The organism is Pseudomonas sp. PICF6 (genome assembly GCF_009831705.1).
Taxonomy (GTDB): domain Bacteria; phylum Pseudomonadota; class Gammaproteobacteria; order Pseudomonadales; family Pseudomonadaceae; genus Aquipseudomonas; species Aquipseudomonas rhizophila.
In genome coordinates, this window is the sequence record NZ_WUUD01000005.1 from 22,975 (window position 1) to 23,595 (window position 621).

Consider the following 621-nt stretch of genomic DNA (forward strand, 5'->3'; position numbering starts at 1 on the left):
CGGGGATGATCGGGACAAGCGTGTTGGACGACGGATTGCCCTTCGGCGGCCAGGAAGATTTCATCGCGCGCCGGCTGGGGCGGTTGTTGCAGGCGGGGTTGGAGCACTGCCATGAGTTTGCCGGGCTGGCGGTTAATTACGCTGAGTTGCCTGATGCGATGGCAGGGCGGCTGGCGGTGTTTTTCGGGCTGAATGATGCCCAGCGCCGGCAAGTGTTTGCCATGACGGGGCAGCATGCCAAGCAGCCGGGGCAGGCGTTTGCCGGTGATAGCGAGGACAAGCGTCGGGAGGCTTCGTCACGGCTGCGCGATCAGGTGATGCATTGGGCGCAGGGGTCCTATGAGGCGCTCGAAACCTGGCGCGTTGGCCGGCATCAATGTTGACTGACCCTGCTCGCGATGGCGTCGGCACCGTTTGCATCAAAGCAAAGCTCTACCCCTTGGCCCCAGGCGCCGCCATTTCTTTTGTTTCCAGATGTCCAACGCCCGTTCAACCAACAACTGAACCCCATCGGCCATGCGGCTGATCGCCAGGGCTACGCAGCGGCGTGAGTCATCGACATCGTCAGCCAGGTCGGCGGCGATGGTGCTGATGGACAGCAGGTCTTCGGAGGCATTGGCG

1 protein-coding gene and 1 pseudogene are annotated in these 621 nt (G+C 62.8%); one reads left to right on the forward strand and one right to left on the reverse strand.

What is annotated here, in order from left to right:
- Nucleotides 1-383 (forward strand): annotated as a pseudogene (locus GSM73_RS03165) (sulfotransferase family protein); the annotation flags it as partial.
- A 36-nt stretch (nucleotides 384-419) separates the two neighbouring features.
- On the opposite strand, the gene GSM73_RS03170 reads toward GSM73_RS03165, so the two are convergent.
- Nucleotides 420-621 (reverse strand): DUF6124 family protein (locus GSM73_RS03170; RefSeq protein WP_256676678.1); only part of this gene is annotated, 202 nt, incomplete at its 5' end.